At 70.1% G+C, this 16,365-nt stretch carries 15 protein-coding genes; 7 read left to right on the top strand and 8 right to left on the bottom strand.

The window, feature by feature from the left end; genetic code table 11:
* Positions 1-46: 46 nt before the first annotated feature.
* From folB to ACZ60E_RS41350, 3 genes are read left to right on the top strand one after another with little or no spacing between them, the layout of a single operon-like run.
* Positions 47-406 carry a dihydroneopterin aldolase gene (gene folB / locus ACZ60E_RS41360; protein ID WP_384801642.1) on the top strand — a complete coding sequence of 120 codons (360 nt, stop codon included), beginning with the start codon at positions 47-49 and terminating at the stop codon, positions 404-406.
* A complete protein-coding gene (gene folK / locus ACZ60E_RS41355) occupies positions 403-1,011 on the top strand; it encodes a 2-amino-4-hydroxy-6-hydroxymethyldihydropteridine diphosphokinase (protein ID WP_384801639.1) in 609 nt (202 codons plus the stop codon). The genes folB and folK overlap by 4 nt, the downstream gene beginning before the upstream one ends.
* Positions 1,012-1,059: 48 nt before the next feature.
* Positions 1,060-1,542, top strand: a complete 483-nt coding sequence (locus ACZ60E_RS41350; protein ID WP_366785715.1) for a DUF3180 domain-containing protein — start codon at positions 1,060-1,062, stop codon at positions 1,540-1,542.
* Between the two features lie 211 nt (positions 1,543-1,753).
* Here ACZ60E_RS41350 and folE read toward each other — a convergent pair whose 3' ends face one another.
* The 6 genes from folE to dacB form a co-directional block, all read right to left on the bottom strand.
* The gene (gene folE / locus ACZ60E_RS41345; protein WP_107022328.1) at positions 1,754-2,359 is read right to left on the bottom strand and encodes a GTP cyclohydrolase I FolE; all 606 of its coding nucleotides are present in this window, start codon (positions 2,357-2,359) and stop codon (positions 1,754-1,756) included.
* A 146-nt stretch (positions 2,360-2,505) separates the two neighbouring features.
* The gene (gene ftsH / locus ACZ60E_RS41340) at positions 2,506-4,548 is read right to left on the bottom strand and encodes an ATP-dependent zinc metalloprotease FtsH (protein ID WP_384801789.1); all 2,043 of its coding nucleotides are present in this window, start codon (positions 4,546-4,548) and stop codon (positions 2,506-2,508) included.
* A 211-nt stretch (positions 4,549-4,759) separates the two neighbouring features.
* Positions 4,760-5,320 carry a hypoxanthine phosphoribosyltransferase gene (hpt, locus tag ACZ60E_RS41335; RefSeq protein ID WP_189773346.1) on the bottom strand — a complete coding sequence of 187 codons (561 nt, stop codon included), beginning with the start codon at positions 5,318-5,320 and terminating at the stop codon, positions 4,760-4,762.
* Between the two features lie 107 nt (positions 5,321-5,427).
* The gene (gene tilS / locus ACZ60E_RS41330) at positions 5,428-6,468 is read right to left on the bottom strand and encodes a tRNA lysidine(34) synthetase TilS (RefSeq protein ID WP_384801635.1); all 1,041 of its coding nucleotides are present in this window, start codon (positions 6,466-6,468) and stop codon (positions 5,428-5,430) included.
* 172 nt (positions 6,469-6,640) lie between these two features.
* Positions 6,641-7,765 (bottom strand): zinc-dependent metalloprotease, encoded by a 1,125-nt coding sequence (locus ACZ60E_RS41325; protein ID WP_384801632.1) that lies wholly within the window; start codon positions 7,763-7,765, stop codon positions 6,641-6,643.
* Between the two features lie 331 nt (positions 7,766-8,096).
* Positions 8,097-9,749, bottom strand: a complete 1,653-nt coding sequence (dacB, locus tag ACZ60E_RS41320; RefSeq protein WP_469447347.1) for a D-alanyl-D-alanine carboxypeptidase/D-alanyl-D-alanine endopeptidase — start codon at positions 9,747-9,749, stop codon at positions 8,097-8,099.
* 79 nt (positions 9,750-9,828) lie between these two features.
* Between dacB and ACZ60E_RS41315 the strand changes: the two genes are divergently transcribed.
* Complete coding sequence (locus ACZ60E_RS41315; RefSeq protein WP_107018199.1) at positions 9,829-10,320, top strand: inorganic diphosphatase; 492 nt, start codon at positions 9,829-9,831, stop codon at positions 10,318-10,320.
* Positions 10,321-10,426: 106 nt separating this feature from the next.
* On the top strand, positions 10,427-12,085 hold the full coding sequence (locus tag ACZ60E_RS41310; RefSeq protein WP_469447345.1) for a threonine/serine exporter family protein: 1,659 nt from the start codon (positions 10,427-10,429) through the stop codon (positions 12,083-12,085).
* 116 nt (positions 12,086-12,201) lie between these two features.
* Here ACZ60E_RS41310 and ACZ60E_RS41305 read toward each other — a convergent pair whose 3' ends face one another.
* The gene (locus tag ACZ60E_RS41305) at positions 12,202-13,233 is read right to left on the bottom strand and encodes a DedA family protein (protein ID WP_469447343.1); all 1,032 of its coding nucleotides are present in this window, start codon (positions 13,231-13,233) and stop codon (positions 12,202-12,204) included.
* A gap of 141 nt (positions 13,234-13,374) precedes the next feature.
* Between ACZ60E_RS41305 and ACZ60E_RS41300 the strand changes: the two genes are divergently transcribed.
* Positions 13,375-13,740 carry a YbjQ family protein gene (locus ACZ60E_RS41300; RefSeq protein WP_189773216.1) on the top strand — a complete coding sequence of 122 codons (366 nt, stop codon included), beginning with the start codon at positions 13,375-13,377 and terminating at the stop codon, positions 13,738-13,740.
* A gap of 82 nt (positions 13,741-13,822) precedes the next feature.
* On the opposite strand, the gene ACZ60E_RS41295 is transcribed toward ACZ60E_RS41300, so the two are convergent.
* Entirely contained in the window at positions 13,823-14,584 is a 762-nt protein-coding gene (locus ACZ60E_RS41295) for a MerR family transcriptional regulator (protein ID WP_469447341.1), read from the bottom strand.
* A 226-nt stretch (positions 14,585-14,810) separates the two neighbouring features.
* Here ACZ60E_RS41295 and ACZ60E_RS41290 point away from each other — a divergent pair, with 226 nt between their 5' ends.
* Positions 14,811-16,217: a glutamate decarboxylase gene (locus ACZ60E_RS41290; RefSeq protein ID WP_384801785.1), complete on the top strand. Its 1,407-nt coding sequence runs from the start codon at positions 14,811-14,813 to the stop codon at positions 16,215-16,217.
* Positions 16,218-16,365: the final 148 nt, after the last annotated feature.

The raw sequence follows: 16,365 nt of genomic DNA, 5'->3' as shown, positions 1-16,365 counted from the left end.
GGGGGAATGTGACCGGTCCCCGCCGACGATTGCAGGAGTGATTCGCGTGGATCGTGTCGCGCTGCGCGGCCTCAGGGCCCGTGGTCACCACGGCGTCTTCCCCAAGGAACGCGAAGAGGGCCAGACCTTCATCGTGGACCTCGTCCTGGGCCTGGACACCCGGCCCGCCGCGGCCGACGACGACCTCACGAAGACCGTGCACTACGGCATCGTGGCGGAGGAGGTCGTGGCCGTCGTCCAGGGCGACGCGGTGAACCTCATCGAGACCCTCGCCGAGCAGATCGCCACCACCTGTCTGAAGCACGACGGGGTCCAGGAGGTCGAGGTGTGCGTCCACAAGCCGGACGCCCCGATCACGGTCCCCTTCGACGACGTGACCGTCACCATCATCCGGAGCCGTGCATGACAGCGTTCACCGAGGGCCAGAGCGACCCGACCGTCCAGCCGGTGCCCGCCTCCGTGGTCGAACAGGTGGACGCCGCCGACTCGACCCTGCACAACCCCAGGCGGGCCGTGATCTCCCTGGGCTCGAACCTCGGCAACCGCCTGGAGACCCTCCAGGGAGCCATCGACGCCCTGGAGGACACCCCCGGCGTCCGCGTCAAGGCCGTCTCCCCGGTGTACGAGACCGAGCCGTGGGGCGTGGAGACGGACAGCCAGCCGTCGTACTTCAACGCGGTGATCGTCCTCAAGACGACTCTTCCCCCGTCCTCGCTCCTGGAGCGGGCCCACGCGGTGGAGGAGGCCTTCCACCGGGTACGGGACGAGCACTGGGGCCCCCGCACGATCGACGTCGACATCGTGGCGTACGCGGACGTCGTCTCCGACGATCCGACCCTGACCCTCCCCCACCCGCGCGCCCACGAGCGGGCCTTCGTCCTGGCCCCCTGGCACGACGTGGAGCCCGAGGCCCAGCTGCCCGGCCGCGGCCCCGTGGCACAGCTGCTCGCCGCGGTCACCCGGGACGGTGTCGCGCCCCGGGCCGACCTGGAACTCCAGCTGCCCGAGTAGTCGTTAAGGTCAAGACGCTTCAGGACACGCCATCGTGAGAGGGACTGAGTGAAAGAGCTGCGCATCAGGACGCTGGCCGCGGTGTTCCTCGTCGCCGGGGTACTGTCCTGGGCAGGTGCCCGCCTGTGGAACTCGGTGGGCACGCTGCCCCGGGTCCCCCTGGCGGCCCCCATCGTCCTGGCTCTGATCGCCGTGGTCCTGCTGGCCACGGCGCTCTCCCTGCGGTCCCGGCTGAAGGCCCAGCGCGAGCGGGTGGCCGGCGCCAAGGGCGTCGACCCCCTGATGGCCGCCCGCGCGGTCGTCTTCGGCCAGGCCAGCGCGCTGGTCGCGGCCCTCGTCGCCGGGATGTACGGCGGCACGGGCGCGTTCCTGCTGGAGTCGCTGGACATCCCCGCCCGCCGCGACCAGGCGATCTACGCCGGCTTCTCGGTCCTGGCGGGCCTGGCCGTCATAGCGGCCGCCTTCTTCCTGGAACGAGTCTGCAAACTCCCGGAAGACGACGACACGAACGGCAACACGGCCCCGGCCTGACAGCCCGCCCCCGAGGGGCGCGGGGAACGGCGCAATCTTTGTCTTTAGCCTTCAGGGGCGCGGGGAACGGCGCAGTCTTTTGCCTTCAGGGGCGCGCTCAAAGACGGGGCGCAGCCCCTCTTGAGGGGCGCGGGGAACTGCGCGGCCGGCCACGACGGACCCGCACGTTCCTCCAAGCCGCTGCCGCTCCCACCCCGCAGGAGCGATCCGCTCAACGAGCCATGATGAGACTCATCGCCTCGTTACGCGTAGCCGCATCCCGCAACTGCCCCCGAACCGCGGACGTTATCGTCTTGGCCCCCGGCTTACGAATCCCCCGCATCGACATGCACATGTGCTCGCACTCCACCACCACGATCACCCCACGCGGCTCAAGGATCTCCATCAGCGAGTCGGCGATCTGCGTGGTGAGCCGTTCCTGCACCTGCGGCCGCCGCGCGTACACGTCCACGAGCCGGGCGAGCTTCGACAGGCCCGTGATCTTCCCGGACGTGCTCGGGATGTAGCCCACGTGCGCCACACCCCGGAACGGCACCAGATGGTGCTCACAGGTCGAGAACACCTCGATGTCCTTCACGAGGACCATCTCGTCGTGGCCCAGGTCGAACGTCGTCGTCAGGACGTCCTCGGCCCGCTGCCGCAGCCCCGCGAAGATCTCCTGGTACGCCCGGGCGACCCGCCCCGGCGTCTCCCGCAGCCCTTCGCGGTCCGGATCCTCGCCGACCGCGATCAGCAGTTCTCGTACGGCGTTCTCGGCGCGCTTCTCGTCGAAGTCGCCGATCACACCCTCGCCGTCCAGCCTCACGGGGTCGGTCATCTCGTGCCTCGTTCCTGTGCCTCTCACACGCGCGAACCACGCGTATCGCCATCGGGCATACGAAGATGCCGCGCCCCCCAGGCTAGAACCTGGGGGGCGCGGCATGCATTCCGGGCCTGGTGAGGGCGCCGGGAGCCAGGGTGCTGTCAGCTCTCGGTGCGGTCCTCGGGGGCCGTCTCGGTCACCGGGTGGGCCTCGGCGGACGTGTTGGCCTTCGAGGTGGTGATCGCGGGGGCCGAGCCGTTCGTCCCGTTCGTCAGTGACAGCTCCCGGGGGGAGAGCACCGGCGGGCGGGTGGACGGGGTGCGGCGGGAGGAGCCGGTCCACGCGGGGCGGGCCGGACGCTTGATGAGCGGGGTGAAGACCTCGGCGATCTGCTCCTTGCTCAGCGTCTCCTTCTCCAGCAGCTGGAGCACCAGCGCGTCGAGCACGTCGCGGTTCTCGACCAGGATCTCCCAGGCCTCGTTGTGCGCGTTCTCGATGAGCTTCTTGACCTCTTCGTCGACGAGCGCGGCGACCTCTTCCGAGTAGTCGCGCGGGTGCGACATCTCCCGGCCCAGGAAGGGCTCGGTGTTGTCGCCGCCGAACTTGATGGCGCCGAGGCGCTCGGTCATGCCGTACTGCGTGACCATCGCGCGGGCCGTTGCCGTGGCCTTCTCGATGTCGTTCGCGGCACCCGTGGTCGGGTCGTGGAAGACGAGCTCCTCGGCCGCGCGCCCGCCCAGCATGTATGCCAGCTGGTCGAGCATCTCGTTGCGGGTCGTGGAGTACTTGTCCTCGTCCGGCAGGACCATCGTGTAGCCGAGAGCACGGCCCCTGGAGAGGATCGTGATCTTGTGCACCGGGTCGGAGTTCGGTGAGGCCGCCGCGACCAGGGCGTGTCCGCCCTCGTGGTAGGCGGTGATCTTCTTCTCCTTGTCCGACATGATCCGGGTCCGCTTCTGCGGGCCCGCGACCACACGGTCGATCGCCTCGTCGAGCATGTGGTTGTCGATCAGCTTCTGGTTGCTGCGCGCGGTGAGCAGCGCAGCTTCGTTCAGCACGTTCGACAGGTCCGCGCCCGTGAAGCCCGGCGTACGGCGCGCGACGGCCGACAGGTCGACGTCCGGCGCGACCGGCTTGCCCTTCTGGTGGACCTTGAGGATCTCCAGACGGCCCAGCATGTCCGGGCGGTCGACCGCGATCTGGCGGTCGAAGCGGCCGGGGCGCAGCAGGGCCGGGTCGAGGATGTCCGGGCGGTTCGTCGCGGCGATGAGGATCACGCCGCCCTTGACGTCGAAGCCGTCCATCTCGACGAGCAGCTGGTTCAGCGTCTGCTCGCGCTCGTCGTGGCCACCGCCGAGGCCGGCGCCGCGATGGCGGCCGACCGCGTCGATCTCGTCCACGAAGACGATCGCCGGGGCGTTCGCCTTGGCCTGCTCGAACAGGTCACGCACACGCGAGGCACCGACACCGACGAACATCTCGACGAAGTCGGAACCGGAGATCGAGTAGAAGGGGACGCCCGCCTCGCCCGCGACGGCACGCGCGAGCAGCGTCTTGCCCGTACCGGGAGGCCCGTACAGCAGGACGCCCTTGGGGATCTTGGCGCCGACGGCCTGGAACTTCGCCGGCTCCTGGAGGAACTCCTTGATCTCGTGGAGTTCCTCGACCGCCTCGTCCGAGCCCGCCACGTCGGCGAACGTCGTCTTCGGGGTGTCCTTGGTGATGAGCTTCGCCTTGGACTTCCCGAACTGCATGACGCGGGAGCCGCCGCCCTGCATCTGATTCATCAGGAACAGGAAGACGACGACGATGAGGACGAAGGGAAGCAGGGACAGCAGGATGCCGACGAAAGCGTTCTGCTTGGTCGGCGAGACCGTGTAGCCGTCCGGGATCTGCTTGTTCTGGAACTTGTCCTGGAGGGTCGTGGCCAGGTTCACACCCTGGTCGCCGATGTAGCTCGCCTGGATCTTCGAGCTGCCCTCGATCTTTTCGCCGTCCTTGAGCTCGGCCTTGATGACCTGCTCGTCGCCGGTTGTGATCTTGGCTTGTTTGACCTTGTTGTCACTGATCGCCTGGACGACCTGGCCGGTGTCCACCGTCTTGTAGCCGCCGGACGAGCCGACGACCTGCATCAACACGACCACGGCAAGGACGGCCAGCACGATCCACATGACCGGCCCACGGAAGTATCGCTTCACGTCCATCCATACGGAGCGGTGCCGCCCCGTCCCTCCTGCCATAGTGAGTTTGATAAGACTGTTCTTCGGACGGTACCCCAGCATTGCCACCGGAAGCTGCTCGGTCCGGCTGACAAGCCCCGTCTACGTATGCTCCAACGGCGCGAAACCCTCTGGGGTTCCCGGCCGTACTGCAGGGGCTGGGCCCCGTCAGGGGGCGTCACCCGTCCAGGGTGCCTCAGCCGCCGTAGACATGAGGCGCGAGCGTACCGACGAACGGGAGGTTCCGGTACTTCTCCGCGTAGTCGAGGCCGTACCCGATGACGAATTCGTTCGGGATGTCGAAGCCGACCCACTCCACGTCGATCGCGACCTTCGCGGCCTCGGGCTTGCGCAGCAGCGTGCACACCTTGAGGGACGCGGGCTCGCGGGAGCCGAGGTTGGAGATCAGCCAGGACAGCGTCAGACCGGAGTCGATGATGTCCTCGACGATCAGGACGTGCTTGCCCTTGATGTCGGTGTCGAGGTCCTTGAGGATCCGCACCACTCCGGAGGACTGGGTGCCCGCGCCGTACGAGGAGACGGCCATCCAGTCCATGGTGACGGGGGTGGACAGGGCCCGGGCCAGGTCCGCCATGACCATCACGGCGCCCTTGAGGACACCGACGATCAGCAGGTCCTTGCCCGCGTACTCCGCGTCGATCTTCGCGGCCAGCTCGACCAGCTTCGCGTCGATCTCTTCCTTGGTGATGAGCACCGACTGGAGGTCGGTGCCCAGGTCTTTCGCGTCCACCCGCATCACTTTCGGTCGTCCCACCGGCTGCTTCCCGGTCCCTCGGCGAAGAGGGACCGCTCCCCGAAGGGGTTGCCCTCCGGGGGAGTCGCCACCCGAAGGGCGACTCTTTTTCAGCCTTGCCGAATCACCAGTCTGCCACCCTGCCGCTGGGCGACGACCTTGCCCGGGAGGTTGATGGCTCCCTGGCCGCGCCAGCCGGTGATCAGCCGGTCGATCTCCTCGATGTGCCGGGCGAACAGCGAACCGGCGGGCGCCCCGGCCTCGATGGCGGCCCGGCGCAGGATGCGGCGGCGCACGGCGGGCGGCAGGGCGTAGAGCTTGGCGCACTCCAGGAGGCCCGTCGCGTCGCGTACGGAGGCCTCGGCCCGGCCGGCCCACGCGTCGAGCGCGTCGGCGTCGTCACGGGACAGCTGGGCCGTACGGGCGAGTGCTTCGACGACGCCCTTGCCGAGCGCCTTCTCCAGGGCGGGCAGCCCCTCGTGGCGCAGCCGGGAGCGGGTGTACGCCGGATCGGCGTTGTGCGGGTCGTCCCAGACGGGCAGCGACTGGACCATGCAGGCCTTGCGGGCAGTCTGCCGGTCCAGGTGCAGGAAGGGACGGCGGTAGCGGCGGTCGGCGCCCGGTCCTCCGGAGACGGCGGCCATGCCGGACAGGGAGCGCGTCCCGGAGCCGCGGGCGAGGCCCAGCAGGACGGTTTCGGCCTGGTCGTCGCGCGTGTGGCCGAGGAGGACGGCGGTGGCGCCGTGCCGCTCGGCGGTGGCGTCCAGAGCGGCGTACCGCGCGTCGCGGGCGGCGGCTTCGGGGCCGCCCTCCCGGCCTACGGTGACCGCGACGGACTCGGCGGGGGCCAGTCCGAGTTCGGTGAGCCGCAGGACGACCTCGTCGGCGCGCAGGTCGGACCCGGACTGCAGGCCGTGGTCGACGGTGACGCCGCCGGCGCGGACGCCGAGCTTGGGAGCCTCGAAGGCGAGGGCGGAGGCGAGCGCCATGGAGTCGGCGCCGCCGGAGCACGCGACCAGTACGAGCGGCGCGCGCGAGGGCGCGTCGGGGGTCTGGCCGGGGGCGCGTGCGGGGGCGTGATCGGTGAGGACGTCATGGAGTACGCGGCGGACCGCCAGGCGTATCGCCGCGACCGCAGGATGGGGACCCATGTCCGGTTCCCTTCATGAAATTGTCGGGGGGTGAGCCCGGGTTCGGTCACTCAGAGTGTGTCGATGGTGACAGAACCGGGCCGTTCCCCGAGCATTGCACGCCTACCCATGCCTCACGGTCCCTCGGACGGGTGATTGGAGGGGCGTTCACCTGCCGTCGGCCGAATTCAATTCACGACTCTGCCTTACGGTGCACCCGCGCGACCCAGTCCGCGGGTTTGGCGATCTCCGACTTGGTGGGAAGTGTGTTCGGCGAGGTCCACACACGGTTGAAGCCGTCCATGCCCACCTCGTCCACGACCGCGCGGACGAACCGCTCGCCGTCCCGGTACTGGCGCAGCTTCGCGTCCAGGCCCAGCAGCTTGCGCAGGGCGAGGTCCAGGCGGGAGGCGCCGCGGGCGCGCCGCTGCTGGAACTTCTCGCGGATCTCGGCGACGGACGGGACCACGGCGGGGCCGACGCCGTCCATCACGAAGTCGGCGTGCCCCTCCAGGAGTGACATCACCGCGGTGAGGCGGCCGAGGATCTCGCGCTGGGCGGGGGTCTGCACGATCTCGACGATGGAACGGGCCTCGTCGCCCTCCTCGCCCTCGGGGCGGCTGCCGGAGAGGGACTGGGCGGCTTCGCGGACGCGTTCCAGGACGGTCATGGGGTCGACCTCGGTCTCTCCCAAGAAAGACTGGATTTCACCCTCAAGGTGGTCGCGCAGCCAGGGCACGGCCGTGAACTGCGTGCGGTGGGTCTCCTCGTGGAGGCAGACCCAGAGCCTGAAGTCGTGGGGCTGGACGTCGAGTTCGCGCTCCACGTGCACGATGTTCGGCGCCACCAGGAGGAGCCTGCCGCCGCCGTTCTGCCCGGCGGGCAGTTCCCGGGTGGCCGGGGCGAACGTCTCGTATTGGCCCAGGACCCTGGAGGACAGGAAGGACAGCAGCATGCCCAGCTCGACGCCGGTGACCTTGCCGCCGACGGCGCCGAGGACGGCTCCGCCCGGGCCGCTGCCGCGACGTTCCTGCATCTTGTCGAGCAGCGGTTTGAGGATCTCGCGGAACCCGGCGACGTTCGCCCGGACCCAGCCCGGGCGGTCGACGACCAGAACCGGGGTGTCGTGGAGGTCGTCCCCGCCCATCCGCGTGAAGCCGCGGACGTGCTCCTCCGACGCCTTTGCATGCCGGCGCAGCTCGGCGACGACGGCCCTGGCCTCGTCGCGGCTCACCTCTGGGCCCGGCCGTACCAGCCGGGTCGCGGTCGCCACCGCGAGATTCCAGTCGACCATCTCGGCACCACGGATGCTCGTCATGCTGCCAACCGTACGTGAGCGCTGCCGCTGGGGGCAGGGGTGGGCCGTGGGGTGCGCCTTGTCGGACCATGCGGGTCCGTCGCAGCCTGGCACTCGGTTCCGCGCGCCCCTTCGAACCCCTGGTCGCTCGCCCGCGGGCCGGTGGGGGCTGAGCGCGCAGTTCCCCGCGCCCCTCGAGGGGCGGGGCTGCAGGGCGGCCTGTCGCTTTTCAGGGGCGCGGGGAACTGCGCGGCCGGCCCCCACCGGCCCGCAGGCAAGCGGACGACGCGGCGCCCCCGAGGCGCGGTGCGGAGCTAACGAGCTCGTGCACGGTAGGCCGTGCACGAGCTCGTTAGTTGCAGCCGCACGTCGCCAGGGTCGAGGCCAGGGCGTCCAGGCCCTGCTGGGTGGTTGCCGCGTCCGTGGGCGGGTCGGACTCGGTGAGGAACGCGAAGGCCAGGAGGCGGCCATCGGTGTCCACGACCGTGCCCGCGAGGGTGTGCACGCCTGTCAGGGTGCCGGTCTTGGCCCGTACGAGGCCGGTGCCGGGCTGGCCCGCGTACCGCTTGCTGAGGGTGCCGGTGAAGCCCGCGACGGGCAGGCCCGTGAGGACCGGTCGCAGTTCCGGGCGGTCCGGGTCGGCGGCCTCGGCCAGCAGGGCCGTGAGCAGGTCCGCGGTGAGTTTGTCCGCGCGGTCCAGACCGCTGCCGTCCGCGAACTTCGCCCCCTTGAGCGGCAGTCCGAGCTTCTTCAGCTGTTCGTGGGTCGCCGCGCCGCCGCCCTTGAAGCTCGCCGGTTCGTCCGCGGCGAGGGCGGTCTGGCGGGCGAGTGCCTCGGCGATGTCGTTGTCGCTGCTGGTCAGCATGCGTTCGACGAGTGCGGACAGGGGCGGCGACTTGACCGTGGCGAGGGTCTTGGCACGGGCCGACGCCTTGGAGGTGCCGGGGACCGTGGTCTTGATGCCCCGTTCGTGCAGGAGGTCGGCGAACTTCTTGGCCGCGTCGGCCGCCGGGTCGTCGCTGCGGTCCGCGGGCCCGCTGGAGGAGTCGTCGAGGCGGCCCTCGTCGGCCATCAGGGCGGTGACCGGGGCGAGGTTGGTGTTGCCCGCGCCGATGGGGTGCACGGCGGAGCCCGCGTACAGCGAGGTGTCGTACGAGAGCGTCACCTCACCCGCCTTGCCGCCCTTGCCGCCCTTGTCGGTCTTGGCCTTGCGGGACTTGAGGGCGCGGGCCGTGTCGTCGGCGAGGTCGCGCAGGCTCGCGTTGCCGTTCGCGTCCTTGCGGGCGGTCAGCGTGGGATCGCCGCCGCCGACGAGGACGACCTCCTCGGTGCCGGGTTCCAGGACCGCCCGGGTCGCGATGCGGTGGTCGGGACCGGCCGCGGTGAGCGCCGCGACGGCCGTGGCGATCTTCGTGGTGGAGGCCGGGGTCAGCGCGGTGTCCGCGCCCTTGCCGTACAGCCGCTTGCCGGTGGCCATGTCGACGACGACGCCCGCGCGGCTCGAACCGAGCGAGGGGTTGTCGAGCAGCGGCCCCAGGACGCCTCCCAGGGCCTTCTCCGTGGGCGACGGCACGGAACCGACGGAGCCGCCGACGCCGGCGAGCACGGACACGGCGCTCGGCGCGGGCGCCGGCTCCTTGCCGGACGTACCGGGCACCGATCCGTGATCTGCGCCACCTGCGCGCTCCCACGATGCGGCCCGGTCGCGCTCCGCCGTACGCTGACCGGTGGAGTCCCAGGGCCCGGCCGCGGTGACCACGGTGGCCGCCACGACGAGTCCGAGGGCGGCGGCACCCGTCGTGAACTGCACGGCGGACGGCCGCCTGACCAGCGGTTTCATGACTCCTGTCGCCCGGGCGAGCGGTGGTTTCACAGCTTCCGCCGCCCGTACGAGCGGTGGCTTCACGGCTTCCGCCGCCCGTACGAGTTGCGGTCCCACGGATCGCGCGACCCGCACCACATGCGGTCTCGCGGCCCGCCAAGCCCTCAGCTCTGGCACGACCACCAGCCCCTTTCGCGATCACACACCTGCGTGAGGGACACTTAACCACCAGAACTATGTGTTGATCATGGAGGAGCCACCGGTGGAGTTCGACGTCACGATCGAGATTCCGAAGGGTTCACGGAACAAGTACGAGGTGGACCACGAGACCGGTCGGATCCGTCTGGACCGTCGCCTCTTCACCTCGACCAGCTACCCGGCCGACTACGGCTTCGTCGAGAACACCCTCGGCGAGGACGGCGACCCGCTGGACGCGCTGGTCATCCTGGACGAGCCGACCTTCCCCGGTTGCCTCATCCAGTGCCGCACGATCGGCATGTTCCGTATGACGGACGAGGCCGGCGGCGACGACAAGCTGCTGTGCGTCCCCGCGCACGACCCGCGCGTGGAGCACCTGCGGGACATCCACCACGTGTCGGAGTTCGACCGTCTGGAGATCCAGCACTTCTTCGAGGTCTACAAGGACCTGGAGCCGGGCAAGTCCGTCGAGGGTGCCAACTGGGTCGGCCGCACGGACGCCGAGGCCGAGATCGAGCGTTCGTACAAGCGTGCCAAGGACGCGGGCGGTCACTGATCCCCCTCTGTCCTGCGGGCCGCGCGACCCCGACCGGGTTGCGCGGCCCGTTGGTGTATCAGTGCGCATACTGGGGCGTACTGGACGTGCGAACCAGGAGTAGTGCGTGACGGAATCGGACGCCGAGGACCGCAAGCCGCAGTCGGACGAGGCCCGCAGCGCCTTCGTCGCGCCGAGCGGTGTGGTGACACAGGCCCCGCCGGTCGAGGAGGAGTCCTCGACGACGTCCGAGTTCGCGCTGCCCAAGGGCTACGGCGTTCCGCAGACACCCGCCGCCGATCCCCCCGAGGGGTCGGCGTTCAGCATGCCGAGGACGTACAGCTCCAGGGACGCGCCGCCCGCCTTCACTCCCCCGGCGGGCATACCGCGGGTCGACCTCATCAAGGACGCCCCCTGGCAGGACCGGATGCGCACGATGCTGCGCATGCCGGTCGCCGACCGGCCCGTGCCCGAGACCGTGCAGAAGACGGAGGACGAGGGCCCGGCCGTGCCGCGCGTCCTCGACCTGACCCTGCGTGTCGGTGAGCTGCTGCTCGCGGGCGGGGAGGGCGCCGAGGACGTGGACGCGGCGATGTTCGCCGTCTGCCGCTCCTACGGCCTCGACCGCTGCGAGCCGAACGTCACCTTCACCCTGCTGTCGATCTCGTACCAGCCGTCGCTGGTCGACGACCCGGTGACCGCGTCGCGGACCGTGCGGCGCCGGGGCACCGACTACACGCGGCTCGCGGCCGTGTACCAGCTCGTCGACGACATCAGCGACGACGAGACCGAGGTCTCCCTCGAGGAGGCCTACCGGCGGCTCGCCGAGATCCGCCGCAACCGGCACCCGTACAGCGGCTGGGTGCTGACCCTCGCCACCGGACTGCTGGCGGGCGCGGCCTCCGTGCTCGTCGGTGGTGACGTCATCGTGTTCGTCGCGGCGGTCGTCGGCGCGATGCTGGGCGACCGGCTGGCGTGGCTGTGCGCCGGGCGCGGGCTGCCGGAGTTCTACCAGTTCACGGTGGCCGCGATGCCGGCCGCCGCGCTGGGAGCGGCGCTCACGATCGCGCACGTCGACGTACGGGCGTCCGCGGTGATCACCGGTGGGCTGTTCGCGCTGCTGCCCGGACGGGCGCTCGTCGCGGGCGTGCAGGACGGGCTGACCGGCTACTACATCACCGCGTCGGCCCGGCTCCTGGAAGTCATGTACTTCTACGTCGGCATCGTCATCGGCGTCCTGGTGATCCTGTACTTCGGCGTGACGCTGGGCGCCCAGCTCAACCCGGACGCGGCCCTGCTGTCCACCAACCGGCCGCTGTGGCAGATCGGCGCGTCGATGCTCCTGACGCTCGCCTTCGCCGTGCTCCTCCAGCAGGAACGGTCGACCGTGCTGATCGTGACCCTCAACGGCGGGGTCGCGTGGAGCGTGTACGGCGCGATGCACTACGCGGGCGAGATCTCACCGGTCGCCTCGACGGCGGTGGCCGCCGGTCTGGTGGGGCTCTTCGGGCAGCTCATGTCGCGCTACCGGTTCGCCTCCGCGCTGCCGTACACGACCGCCGCGATCGGGCCGCTGCTGCCCGGTTCCGCGACGTACTTCGGGCTGCTCGCCATCGCCCAGAACGACGTCGACCAAGGTCTCGTGCAGCTCTCCAAGGCGGCCGCGCTCGCGATGGCCATCGCCATCGGGATGAACCTGGGGTCCGAGATCTCGCGGTTGTTCCTGCGGTTGCCGGGGGCTGCCGCCGGTGCGCGGCGGGCTGCGAAGCGGACCCGAGGGTTCTAGGTGGGATGCCCTGTGCTGCCGTTCGGCCGACGGCCGCAATGTCGGCTGTCGGCCGTCTGTGGCTGAGCGCGCAGTTCCCCGCGCCCCTGAGGGGCGCGGGCTGCTGGGGGCGCTGATCAGTTGCGGCCGTAGTCCTGGCCGTACGGGTACTGCTGCCGGCCTTGCTGGTACGGCTGGCCCTGCTGGTACTGCTGCTGGTCCTCGGGGTACTGCTGGTCGTTCTGCCCGTAGCCCTGCGGGTACTGCTGCCGGCCGTAGTTCTGGTCCTGGCCGTAATTCTGGTCCTGGCCGTACGGCTGCTGCTGGTAGTAGTCCTGGTTCTGGTTGCCGTACTGGTCGTACTGCTGCTGGCCCTGGTCCCCGTAGCCCTGGTCCTGGCCGTGCCGGGGGTCGTACTGCTGGTCGTAGCCGTTCTGGTGGGGCTGCGGGATCTGGCGGAGCTGGGCCGTGCGGTCGTCCATCACGGGGGGCGCCTGCTGGGCGTGGCCGGCCTGGGGCTCGTCCTGCGAGCCGTTCGCCGCGTTCTTCTTGGACTTACCGCGGGCGCGCAGGAACTCGATGATGATCGGGACCACCGAGATGAAGACGATCAGGAGCAGGATCGGCTCGATGTTCTTGTGGACGAACTCGATGCTGCCGAGCCAGGAACCGAGCGCCGTGACACCCGCGCCCCACAGGACGCCGCCGAGCACGTTGAAGATCAGGAACGAGCGGTACTTCATGCCGCTGACGCCGGCGATGATCGGCGTGAACGTACGCACGATGGGCACGAAGCGGGCCAGCACCAGCGACTTCGGGCCGTACTTCTCGAAGAACTCGTGCGCCTTGGCGACGTTCTCCTGCTTGAAGAGGCGGGAGTCCGGCCGGGTGAAGAGCGACGGGCCGACCTTCTTGCCGAACATGTAGCCGGCCTGGTCGCCGAGGATCGCGGCGAGACAGATCAGCGCGATGGCGCCCCACAGCGGGAAGTCCAGGGTGCCGGCGGTGATCAGCATGCCCGCCGTGAACAGCAGCGAGTCACCCGGCAGGAAGAAGCCGATGAGCAGGCCCGACTCGGCGAAGACGATCAGGAGCAGGCCCCAGATACCGAACGAGTCCAGCAGGTAGTCCGGATCCAACCAGCTTGGGCCAAGGGCAAGCGTCGTCACGTTTCCGGGCTCCTGAGGGTGGTGGATGCGGCGGCGGGCGAAGGTGTGGCCGACCAAAGTTATCAACGCGCCACGATGTGACCAGGTTCCACCGGCTCCTACAGGATGCACTGTGCCCCGACTGGGACAAAGCTGTGAGCCATGGGTATCGAAGAATACGGCGGCGGTCAGGGCCCCCAGCCCGACGTGCTGGTCGTGACGACGAACGACGTACCCGGCTACCGGGTCGAGCAGGTCATCGGCGAGGTCTTCGGGCTGACCGTCCGCTCCAGGCATCTGGGCAGCCAGATCGGCGCGGGGCTGAAGTCGATGATCGGCGGCGAGCTGAAGGGCCTCACCAAGACCTTGGTGGAGACCCGCAACCAGGCCATGGAACGGCTCGTCGAGCAGGCAAGGGCACGGGGCGCCAACGGCGTGCTGATGTTCCGCTTCGACGTGACGGACGCGCAGGACGTGGGCACGGAAGTGTGCGCGTACGGCACGGCCGTGGTGATGGTCAAGGAGTAGCGCGTCCCTTCGGAAAGGGGCCGGTAAGGGGCGTCCGCCATTGCGGACGCCCCTTACCGGGCCGCTGTTCCCGTGCGGGGCCCTACGCCTCGTGCCGCGCCGCGTTCGCCGTGATCGCGTCCCTGAGGTGCTCGGCGAGCCCCGGGCGCATGGAGTCGTAGAACTCCTTGAACCGTTCGTCGGACACGTACATCTCGCCGAGCCCGCGATGTATGTCGTACGTGCACTCGTAGAACCAGCGGGTGATGTGCTGCCGGTGCTCCTCGGCCATGTCCATGGCCGGCTCCCCCGTGGCGGGTTCGCCGGACGCCATGAGGGTGTCGTAGCGCCCGCCCCAGGAGGCGACCTCGGCCTGCATGCGCTTCCAGTCGTCCTTGCCGTAGCGGGCGGCGCGACGCTGCGACTCGGCGTACGCCTCCGTGCCGCCCCAGCGGCTCTCGGCCTCCTCTGCGTGCTCCTCGGGGTCCTTGCCGCCGAAGACCTCGAATTTCTCCTCGGGTGTGAGGTTGATGCCCATCGTGCGTGCCTCCATGGCGTGCTCCACGGCCGCGGCCATCTTCTGCAGCTTCTCGATCCGGGCGGTCAGCAGGCTGTGCCGCCGGCGCAGTTCCGCGCGCGGGTCCGCCGCCGGATCGTCGAGCAGGGCCGCGACCTCGTCGAGCGGAAACCCCAGCTCCCGGTAGAACAGGATCTGCTGCAGCCGGTCGAGGTCGGCGTCGCTGTAACGCCGGTGGCCCGCGTGGCTGCGACCGCTCGGCACGAGCAGTCCGATCTCGTCGTAGTGGTGCAGCGTCCGCACCGTCACTCCGGCGAGACCGGCGACCTGTCCCACGGGGTGGCTCATGGCCTCCGCCTCCTGCCTTTCGGCCTTTTCCCCGGCCTTTTCGTCGGCCTCTTCTTCGGCCTTTTCGGTACGCGGTCCAGGCTGACGCCTCACGTCACGTGAGGTGCAAGCAGGAAAACCACCCCGCGCGATGTCGGCTTTACCCGCTTTTGGCGAGGAGGTGGCCCACCATGGAGCCCTGGACCTTCTCGACCCCCTGGGCCCCGCCCAGACGACCGGAGGCATCATGGCGCTCCACAAAGGCCCCGCGAAGTCCGACGAGCACCCCTCGACCGTCAACCCCTTCTACGGGGAGGCGAATCCGGTCGGCGGCATGACCGAGGCACCGCCCCAGCACCGGCTGCCGGACGGACCGCTGACGCCCTCCACCGCCTATCAGCTGGTGCGCGACGAGCTGATGCTGGACGGCAACTCCCGGCTCAACCTGGCGACCTTCGTCACCACCTGGATGGAGCCACAGGCCGACATACTGCTCGGTGAGTGCCGCGACAAGAACATGATCGACAAGGATGAGTACCCGCGCACGGCCGAGCTGGAGCGCCGGTGCGTGGCGATGCTCGCCGAGCTGTGGAACGCGCCGGATCCGGCCACCGCCGTCGGGTGTTCGACGACCGGGTCGAGCGAGGCGTGCATGCTCGCCGGCATGGCGCTCAAGCGCCGCTGGGCCAAGCGCAACGCGGACCGGTACCCGGGAGCCCGCCCGAACCTCGTCATGGGCGTCAACGTGCAGGTCTGCTGGGACAAGTTCTGCAACTTCTGGGAGGTCGAGGCCCGCCAGGTGCCCATGGAGGGCGACCGCTTCCACCTCGACCCGCGGGCCGCCGCCGAGCTGTGCGACGAGAACACCATCGGGGTCGTCGGCGTCCTCGGCTCCACCTTCGACGGGTCGTACGAGCCGATCGCCGAACTCTGCGCCGTACTGGACGAGTTGCAGGAGCGCACGGGTCTGGACATCCCCGTCCATGTGGACGGCGCGTCCGGCGCGATGGTGGCGCCCTTCGTGGACGAGGACCTGGTCTGGGACTTCCGGCTGCCGCGGGTCTCCTCCATCAACACCTCGGGGCACAAGTACGGGCTGGTCTACCCGGGTGTCGGCTGGGCGCTGTGGCGCTCGCCCGCCGAGCTGCCGGAGGAGCTGGTCTTCCGGGTGAACTACCTGGGCGGCGACATGCCGACCTTCGCGCTCAACTTCTCCCGGCCCGGCGCCCAGGTGGTGGCGCAGTACTACACGTTCCTGCGGCTGGGCCGGGAGGGCTACCGGGCCGTCCAGCAGACGACCCGGGACGTCGCCATGGGGCTCGCGGAACGGATCGGGGCCCTCGACGAGTTCCGGCTCCTCACCCGGGGCGATCAGCTGCCGGTGTTCGCGTTCACCACGGCCCCGGACGTCACGGCGTTCGACGTCTTCGACGTGTCCCGGCGCATGCGGGAGCGGGGCTGGCTGCTGCCCGCGTACACCTTCCCCGCCCACCGTGAGGACCTCTCCGTGCTGAGGGTGGTGTGCCGCAACGGCTTCTCCTCCGACCTCGCCCAGCTGTTCCTGGAGGACCTGGCCCGCCTCCTGCCCGAACTGCGCTGCCAGTCGCGGCCCCTGACGAGGGACAAGGAGGCGGCGACCGGCTTCCACCACTGAGGCACTGAGGCGCAGCGGCGGGGGGGGGGGGGGGGCCCCCCCGCCCCCCCCCCCCCCGCGGCCCCCCCCCCCCCCCCCCCCCCCCCGGGCGCCCCGGGTCGTCAGGGGGTGTCGGTCGGCGGGGTGTCCTCCGGGTCGTCCGTGCGTG

The organism is Streptomyces sp. NPDC102514 (genome assembly GCF_055584525.1).
This window is presented reverse-complemented; position numbering and strand designations above follow the sequence as displayed.

Excerpts from the sequence above, each read along its gene's own strand:
- tilS (WP_384801635.1), bottom strand. The coding sequence starts at position 6,468 with ATGGGTCCCCATCCTGCGGTCGCGGCGATACGCCTGGCGGTCCGCCGC.
- ACZ60E_RS41295 (WP_469447341.1), bottom strand. The coding sequence starts at position 14,584 with ATGAGCCACCCCGTGGGACAGGTCGCCGGTCTCGCCGGAGTGACGGTG.
- ACZ60E_RS41300 (WP_189773216.1), top strand. The coding sequence starts at position 13,375 with ATGGGTATCGAAGAATACGGCGGCGGTCAGGGCCCCCAGCCCGACGTG.
- folE (WP_107022328.1), bottom strand. The coding sequence starts at position 2,359 with ATGACCGACCCCGTGAGGCTGGACGGCGAGGGTGTGATCGGCGACTTC.
- hpt (WP_189773346.1), bottom strand. The coding sequence starts at position 5,320 with ATGCGGGTGGACGCGAAAGACCTGGGCACCGACCTCCAGTCGGTGCTC.
- ACZ60E_RS41290 (WP_384801785.1), top strand. The coding sequence starts at position 14,811 with ATGGCGCTCCACAAAGGCCCCGCGAAGTCCGACGAGCACCCCTCGACC.
- ACZ60E_RS41325 (WP_384801632.1), bottom strand. The coding sequence starts at position 7,765 with ATGACGAGCATCCGTGGTGCCGAGATGGTCGACTGGAATCTCGCGGTG.
- ftsH (WP_384801789.1), bottom strand. The coding sequence starts at position 4,548 with ATGGACGTGAAGCGATACTTCCGTGGGCCGGTCATGTGGATCGTGCTG.
- folK (WP_384801639.1), top strand. The coding sequence starts at position 403 with ATGACAGCGTTCACCGAGGGCCAGAGCGACCCGACCGTCCAGCCGGTG.